The sequence below is a fragment of the Pseudoduganella sp. RAF53_2 genome (genome assembly GCF_052113985.1).
In the GTDB taxonomy this organism is placed as follows: Bacteria; Pseudomonadota; Gammaproteobacteria; order Burkholderiales; family Burkholderiaceae_D; genus Rugamonas.
The window spans coordinates 1-5,150 of record NZ_JBFRDW010000439.1 but is presented as its reverse complement, the minus strand read 5'-3'; the positions used below and the strand labels follow the sequence as shown (position 1 = coordinate 5,150).

Sequence of the window (5,150 nt, the reverse complement as noted above, 5' to 3'; positions counted from 1 at the left end):
CCACCGAATGGATGCCCCCACGCGACTTCCACCGCTACTTCGGCCTGCGCGTAGAGGGTACGTTCTAAAGGCAGCGTTGTGCGACAATCGCGGCATGGAGAAATTTGAACTACGCCGCGATCGTTTCGCTTTGTTTGACGGGATGGATAGTCCCGCGCTGAATCTGACCTTCACGCTGGACTTGCCGGACTTCCGGCCCTGGTGCAAAGCCCAGGGCCTTCCTCCCTTCCATGTGATGCTGTGCGCCGTGCTGCGTTCGATCCTGAAGATCGAGAACTTCCAGTACCGGATACACGATGGTGAAGTGATCCGCATCGACAAGCTCACGCCTTCGTTCACCGCAAAAAACCAGCACAACGACCTGAATTTCGCCATGTTCGAATGGTCGGATGATTTGCGCGAGTTTGTGGCGCGCAGCCAGGCGGCCGGCGCGGAAGCGTCTACGATGGCGGGGCTGAATCAGAAGTACCGCGCCATGTCGCCGCGCGAGGCGAAGGAACAGGTATTCGTGACCTGCGTTCCCTGGCTGGACTTCACGTCGATCCAGCACCCGACTGCGGCCCTGAAGTCACCGGATATCCCATCGCTGGCATGGGGCAAGTTCAGGGACACGCCGGGCAACCGCGTACACCTGCCCTTCTCCGTGCAGGTGCATCACGGCTTCGCGGACGGCTACCACATCCACTTGCTGGCGCAGCAGATCGCCGCCGAGCTGACGGCGATCATGCAGGCTACTGCCACTTGATCGGTGTGGCTGTTTTCGACAGCATCCAGCGCGCCAGCATCTGGCCCAGCGTGCGCCAGGTGCCGACGTTGGACATCACGTAACGCTGATACGACCACACGTAGATCATTTGCGCGATGGCGCCGCTGACGCGCACGTGCCGGCTGCCAATCGCGCGCAGCAGAATGCCGACGGTACCGAACGGGCCAAGCGACACCAGCGCGCCATAGTCGCGGTAACGGAAAGCCGGCAGGCGTTCGCGGTCCAGGCGCAGCAGGTGGTCCGCGAGGAAGATCGCCTGCTGCCGCGCGGCCTGCGCGCTGGGCGGCACCATCACATTGGTGCGCGTGTTGACGATCGACGCGCAATCCCCCATCGCAAACACATGCGGATCATCGCGCGTGGCGAGGCATTCGCCGACCACGATCTGCTGGTTGCGGTTCACGGCCAGACCAAGCTGCGTGGCCAGACCCGAGCCTTTCACGCCCGCGGCCCATACGGTGATCGCCGAGGGGAAGCTTTGCCCGTCGGTCGTCAGCACGGCGTTGTCGGTCACTTCAGCCACTGCCGTTTCGGTGCAGATTTCGATGCCGATGGCCGCCAGACGTTTTGCCGCGGCAGCTGACACCGAACGGTCCAGTCCCGGCAGCACGCGATCCGAGCGTTCCACGATTCGAATGCGCACGTCACGGGCGAAGTCCCGCTTGCTGACGCGGTAGCGCACCAGCGTATCGACGGTGTGGCGCAAGTCGGCCGCCAGTTCAACGCCGGTCGCGCCCGCGCCGACGATCACAATGTCCAGGCTCTGGCCCGTCATGCCTGCGGCGAGGCAGCGGTCCAGGAAGCGCTGGCGGAAGGCTTCCGCCTGTTCGACCRTATCCAGCGACAGGCAATGATCTTCCGCGCCGGGCACGCCAAAGAAGTTGGTCACGGCGCCGAAGGAAAGCACCAGGCGGTCGTATTCAATCACGATCTCCGGCGAGGACGCATGCGGCAAATGGCGGCGTACCGTCAGCGAACGCTCGTGGCGATTCACATTCACCACATCGCCGCACACGAATTCGAACCCGTTGTCGATCGCCTGGCGGGCGTAGTCGATGTGGTGGGTGGCCGGGTCAATCGTTCCCGCTGCGACCGAGTGCAGCAGGGGTTTCCAGAAATGGGTGGGGGCACGATCTACAAGAACGATGCGGCGTTTGCCGCGCTTACCGAGGCTGCGACCCAGACGGGTTGCGAGTTCGAGTCCTGCGACTCCACCACCGACGATAACGATTGATTTCATGCTTTCCTCCCTTCTTGATGAATTCAGCTTGTACAGATATTGAGCCGCGCGCTATAGGCAGCGTTCACTGCGCGCGGCGAATCGGCGACGACAAGAGCGTCTTCGGGGGCGACTTCAAGCAGGCGCAGAACCACCTGATAAGGCGATTCGTGACCGCTGTCGGTGAAGTCGGCGCCAGCCAGCACCACGGAGAAAACGTGATGGGCCGTATCACCGAACATCGACTGCAAACGCTTCTCCGCCAGGTCGTGGGGAAGCTCGGTGATCAAGGCGCAGTGCGAGCCGTCGCTCTGCACCTTGCGCAGCATGGAGGGGTTGAGGGTTGCCAGATCGAAGATTACCGCTTGCGTTGCCATTTTGACTCCTTTCGCAGATAACGATTTGACTATAGTGGAGCCTCACATAAAATAAAAATAAAATATCTTCGTAAATCCATTAGGGATCGCTTATGTATCCAACCAGTTTCAAGCAGCTCCAGGCGCTGGCCCAGGTGGCCCGCCACGAGAGCGTTTCGCGCGCCGCCGAGGCCCTGCACGTCACGCAGCCAGCCATTTCTTTGCACCTGCGATTKCTGGAGGAATCGGCCGGCATGCCGCTCACGCGCAAGCACGGACGCAATATCCAGCTCACCGCAGCGGGCGAGCTGCTGGCCGGTTATGCAGAACGTTTGCTGACACTGTGGGAAGAAGCCGGCGATGAAATCGCAGCACTGAAAGGCGTCACCAGCGGTACTTTGCGCATCGGCGCCGTGATGACGGCGGAGCACTTGCTGCCGCCGATGCTGGTGCGCTTCACGACCGGCCGTCCGCATGTGCRCATCAAGCTGCAGGTGGGCTCGCGTCCCGAAGTGATCGGCATGTTGAGCCGTAATGAAATCGACCTAGCGATCATGGGCACGCCGCCGCGCGAGTTTCCCACGCATGCGGCGCGTTTCGCCCGTCACCCCATGGCTTTCTTTGTCGCGCCCAATCACAGCCTGCTGAATGGACCGCCCGTGACGCTGGCCGAATTGGCGCGGCACAATCTGCTGGTGCGCGAGCGCGGCTCAGGCACGCGTACGGCGATTGAGCGGCTGTACGGCACGGCGAATTTGCCGCTGTCGATTGGCTCTGAACTGTCCAGCAATGAAGCGATCAAGCAGATGACGGCAGCGGGCCTCGGTGTTGCGTTTCTGTCGCTGCACGCCTGCACGCTAGAATTGAAAAGCGGCCTGCTGACGCCCCTGCCGATGGAAGGCATGCCCTTCGAAGGCGACTGGCACGTGATCCATAAAACCGACCGCCCGATGCCGACTGTGGCCGCGTCGTTCCAGGACTTCATCGTGCAGCACGGTCAGGAAGTGATCAGCGATGAGCTGGAACGGATCGGCAAGTAAAGTTTGACTAGTAATAGCTCAGTTGGTGTGCAAAAATCCATTAGCACCTAGCCATTTAGAAGCTGGGGCATGATCGATGGAGGCCCACCCGTGTCATCCACACCTATCCCGCCCGACCTGAAACGCGTGGCGATCGAATTCAATCGCGGCTTTGGCTCGGTCGTCGCATGGCAGTTCCTCGCCAAACACGGCGTGGCGCCGGAGCAGATCTTTGCCCTGCTGCGCGACGCTGAAGGGCCGGAACGCGCCATTCCCCTGATGCAGTCACGCCGGCGCCTGTTCCTGGTAAAGCCTTGACCGCCTTACTTCCGCTGTTGACGGAATAACCAATCGCGCCACCAGAATCCCGGGTAGATGTCGGCCGGTGGCTGGTGATCCAGGCCTTGGTACTCCCGCAGTGATACTTGCCGTGCACCCTGGTTTGCAATGGTTTGAACGARTCGCCTGTCCGCAGTGATGGGATTCTCCTCATCCGCGTTGCCATGGATCGCCAATACGGGGAGATGAATGAAAGTGCCTGCCTGGGAGTCTGGCGGCGCCACGCCCGAAATGGGAACGATACCGGCGAACACACGGGGGCCCATCGTTGGCAGCAACCACGCTGCTGAGCCGCCCATGGAGAATCCGGTAGCGTAGAGTCGTGACTTGTCCACGGGATTAACCGCCGCAAATTGAGCGACCAGTTCCAATGCATCCTGAAGCGCCGCCGACGCTACGGCATGCTGGTCCGGCGCTGCGGGGCCATAGTTCGCGCTGCGGATCGGAAATTGCGGGATCAGGACAAACGCTTGATAGCGATCGCGCACCTCGGGCATTGTCCAGCTCTTGGCGAGCCGTTCCAGCTGGCTTAGATTATCCGTGCCAATGCCTCCCGAACCGTGCAACTGAACCACCAGCGGATACGATTGTCCCTGGCTCAGCCTCGATGGGCGAAGCAAGCGATATGGCAATTGTGTCCCACGCGATGAGGTAAAGCTGGCGCTCTCGAATTGATCTGAGGAAACAGCTTTGAAAACATCCCGCCCCAGGGGCGCCGGATTGTCCACCAGGACGTGCCGCCCTGGCGCTATGGCACAGCTTGTCAGCGCTGCGCAAAGGAGAAAAGCGGAAGCGATTGTTTTTTTCATTTAGTCCGTTCGGCGAACACTTGCCCATTTCATCAATTTCCGATATATTGAAAAAAAGTTCGGCATAGCGGATTTATTCGTTATCAAACTATTTTGCATCAAGAGTCGGTTTTCCGACGCCAACCTGCCTCTCCCGGGCAAGGTGGATGCCATTGCGGCGATGCGGCCTATTAACGGCAACGAAGCGGGTGCGACATGGTTGCTCCGAATCGAGCCAAGATTTCTGGAGAAACCATGACAACTCAGACTTCCTTCACTCCCTCCCAAGACGTCAGCGCCTGGCGCAGCGACTTCCGTTTGACCCACACCTTTCAGGTCGTATCACATACCAGCGAGCCTAACGCCGGCCAGCTGGAATCGACGCTGAAAAACTTCAAAGCGCAAATCGAGAAATGGGTCATCTTGCGTCGTGGCGGCTGGCACGAGCATAGCATTACCGTCGAGGGCATCAGTGACGATTYGGCGCGCGAATTGCGCAAGGAACTCGCCAGCCTGAATGGCGAGATCAAGGTGCACGTCGAACATATGCTTCACTTTGAGAGCGAAGCCGTTCACGCCTGAGATCAAGTATCGGGGCTGGGCGACAGCTTGTCGGCTTCACGCCTGAGATCAAGTATCGGGGCTGGGCGACAGCTTGTCGGC

The 5,150-nt window shown here is 60.2% G+C and carries 7 protein-coding genes and 1 riboswitch; of the genes, 4 read left to right on the top strand and 3 right to left on the bottom strand.

Going from position 1 to position 5,150, the window contains the following annotated elements; all coding sequences use genetic code 11:
• Positions 1–94 precede the first annotated feature (94 nt).
• Positions 95–745 carry a CatA-like O-acetyltransferase gene (locus AB4Z11_RS22320; protein WP_442027745.1) on the top strand — a complete coding sequence of 217 codons (651 nt, stop codon included), beginning with the start codon at positions 95–97 and terminating at the stop codon, positions 743–745.
• Here the strand turns inward: AB4Z11_RS22320 and AB4Z11_RS22315 are convergent.
• Together AB4Z11_RS22315 and AB4Z11_RS22310 are read right to left on the bottom strand one after the other, a co-directional pair.
• A complete protein-coding gene (locus tag AB4Z11_RS22315; RefSeq protein WP_442027743.1) occupies positions 732–2,006 on the bottom strand; it encodes an NAD(P)/FAD-dependent oxidoreductase in 1,275 nt (424 codons plus the stop codon). The two genes, AB4Z11_RS22320 and AB4Z11_RS22315, sit on opposite strands and share 14 nt — an antisense overlap.
• Before the next feature lie 23 nt (positions 2,007–2,029).
• Positions 2,030–2,362 carry an HAD hydrolase-like protein gene (locus AB4Z11_RS22310; protein WP_442027742.1) on the bottom strand — a complete coding sequence of 111 codons (333 nt, stop codon included), beginning with the start codon at positions 2,360–2,362 and terminating at the stop codon, positions 2,030–2,032.
• 92 nt (positions 2,363–2,454) lie between these two features.
• Here AB4Z11_RS22310 and AB4Z11_RS22305 point away from each other — a divergent pair, with 92 nt between their 5' ends.
• Both AB4Z11_RS22305 and AB4Z11_RS22300 read left to right on the top strand, forming a co-directional pair.
• Positions 2,455–3,381, top strand: a complete 927-nt coding sequence (locus AB4Z11_RS22305) for a LysR family transcriptional regulator (RefSeq protein WP_442027741.1) — start codon at positions 2,455–2,457, stop codon at positions 3,379–3,381.
• 90 nt (positions 3,382–3,471) lie between these two features.
• Positions 3,472–3,678: a hypothetical protein gene (locus tag AB4Z11_RS22300; protein ID WP_442027740.1), complete on the top strand. Its 207-nt coding sequence runs from the start codon at positions 3,472–3,474 to the stop codon at positions 3,676–3,678.
• Positions 3,679–3,683: 5 nt separating this feature from the next.
• Here AB4Z11_RS22300 and AB4Z11_RS22295 read toward each other — a convergent pair whose 3' ends face one another.
• Positions 3,684–4,508: a dienelactone hydrolase family protein gene (locus AB4Z11_RS22295; protein ID WP_442027739.1), complete on the bottom strand. Its 825-nt coding sequence runs from the start codon at positions 4,506–4,508 to the stop codon at positions 3,684–3,686.
• 90 nt (positions 4,509–4,598) lie between these two features.
• Positions 4,599–4,702, top strand: a riboswitch (SAM-I-IV-variant riboswitch).
• 40 nt (positions 4,703–4,742) lie between these two features.
• Between AB4Z11_RS22295 and AB4Z11_RS22290 the strand changes: the two genes are divergently transcribed.
• The gene (locus AB4Z11_RS22290) at positions 4,743–5,069 is read left to right on the top strand and encodes a hypothetical protein (RefSeq protein ID WP_442027738.1); all 327 of its coding nucleotides are present in this window, start codon (positions 4,743–4,745) and stop codon (positions 5,067–5,069) included.
• Positions 5,070–5,150 lie beyond the last annotated feature (81 nt).

What these genes read in the sequence shown, in the direction of transcription:
- AB4Z11_RS22310 (WP_442027742.1), bottom strand. Translation starts at nt 2,362, where the DNA reads ATGGCAACGCAAGCGGTAATCTTCGATCTGGCAACCCTCAACCCCTCC.
- AB4Z11_RS22320 (WP_442027745.1), top strand. Translation starts at nt 95, where the DNA reads ATGGAGAAATTTGAACTACGCCGCGATCGTTTCGCTTTGTTTGACGGG.